Genomic DNA, 1,613 nt, shown 5'->3' on the forward strand with positions numbered 1-1,613 from the left:
GGCATCCCGCCGCAGCACGCCGGCATGGCATCGGGGTTCCTCATGACCGGGCACGAGGTCGGGGCCGCCCTCGGAGTCGCAGTCCTGTCAGCCGTGGCGAGCACCGCCGGCAGCCTGGCCACCGCGACCGGAGTGGCCGAAGCCTTCCCCCGCGGCTTCTTCGCCGCCGCCGGCATCACCGCTGCACTGGCCGTCTTCGCGTACCTGCGCATGCCGGCCGCCCGCACCGAAGGCGCCGCCATGCACATGCATCATTGACGCGACCAGCTCGCCGCCGTCGACGCGATCCGGCCGTCCCGGCGCACCCTGCGCATCATCAAGAGCAACCTGTTCTGGGCCTTCGCCTACAACGTCGCCCCGCCGCCCCTTGCGGCGGCGGGGCTGCTCAACGCGGTAGCCGCAGTCGCTTCCTTGATCTTGGTATCAGCGTTGCCTGCGGCGGCGACCTGACACCTATCCCCTCAACACCGAGGCGGCAGAGTCGCCCCAATGCATTGAGCGTCGTCATACAGCATGTCCCAGAACCCGAGGAGGTCGCGTCGCCGGGCGATGGCTGTCCGGTACAGCGATCGCCGGTCGCTGCGGCACCGGATCCTCAGCGCCTCGGAGTTGATCCGGCGCCACCGCGGCGCGAAGGCGGTCAAGGCGTAGCGTGCCCCGCCCGCCTTGCTGGTGATCTCGCCCGTGGCCAGGGTGTAGTGGATCCGGCTGAGCCCGGTGGCGCACCACACCGTCGCATACGGCGTCAGCGAGGCGACGCCGTATTTGGTGGGCAGGCAGTCCCCGGCCCTACGCAACTTGCCCCAATAGTCGTCCAGGTTCCGCAGGACCCAGCGGCGGAGGACGTCGGTATTCGTCCAAATCCCGAGCTCGGCCGGTTCCGGACCGCGGCACCGCACACCGGCTTGGGCCAGGGTGTGCCACTCGACCGGGCCGGGTGCGCTCGGGGTCGGCCGGAGCCGGCCCTCATGGGCGGTCGGTCCGGGTGCCGCCTCGGCCGGATCGTGCCGTAGTTGGCTCCACGTCACGTAGCCCCCGTCGAAGAAGGGCCGCTTGCGGTGCTTACGCAGCCGGGCATGCGCCCGCCCGAGGGCGGCTACGGCCGCGTTGTCGGGCGGCTCGCTGGTCACGGCGAGGAAGTCCACATCGCTGGCTGAGGGTTGGAAGTCGTCGAGGGCCGCCGAGCCGATCAGGTACAGGCCCTCGACCAAGCCTGCACTTCCTCGTCGACGAGCATCAGGTACGTCTGCACGACGTCGTTCACCTCGGGCGGCTGCCCGCTTGCCATCCGTCCGGTGCTCATGACCGACCCTCGCACTGTTCGCGCCAGCTGGCAGCCCCGCCTTCAGTGCGGGCGGCATCGGCGCGGGTAACCGCTCGGCACAGAGGTGAGCGTACTGGCCACTGTGACCGTCTTGGAGAAGCCCCCATCGAGAAGCACAGGCCGCGAGATCACCGAGAGAAGGCCGTTGAGGCTGGCCTGAACCTGGTGCCTCTTGCGGGCGGCCCGGCGGCTGCGGGGGTGTGTGGTTCCGAGACCCGAGCCCCCGCCACCCGTACCGAGCCCTCGCCAAGGTAGACCCCGGGGCCAGCGCGGACTGGCTCAGGTACAC

Annotated in this window: 1 protein-coding gene and 2 pseudogenes; 2 read left to right on the forward strand and 1 reads right to left on the reverse strand. The window is 70.4% G+C overall.

The window, feature by feature from the left end; translation table 11 throughout:
- Together AB0M20_RS42400 and AB0M20_RS42405 are read left to right on the forward strand one after the other, a co-directional pair.
- A pseudogene (locus tag AB0M20_RS42400) lies at positions 1–258 on the forward strand (MFS transporter); the annotation flags it as partial.
- Between the two features lie 12 nt (positions 259–270).
- Positions 271–450 (forward strand): annotated as a pseudogene (locus AB0M20_RS42405) (hypothetical protein); the annotation flags it as partial.
- A gap of 11 nt (positions 451–461) precedes the next feature.
- On the opposite strand, the gene AB0M20_RS42410 reads toward AB0M20_RS42405, so the two are convergent.
- Positions 462–1,211, reverse strand: coding sequence for an aminoglycoside adenylyltransferase domain-containing protein (locus AB0M20_RS42410; protein WP_364307059.1), 750 nt, complete (start codon positions 1,209–1,211; stop codon positions 462–464).
- Positions 1,212–1,613 lie beyond the last annotated feature (402 nt).

This window comes from Actinoplanes sp. NPDC051633, from assembly GCF_040681735.1.
GTDB lineage: Bacteria > Actinomycetota > Actinomycetes > Mycobacteriales > Micromonosporaceae > Actinoplanes.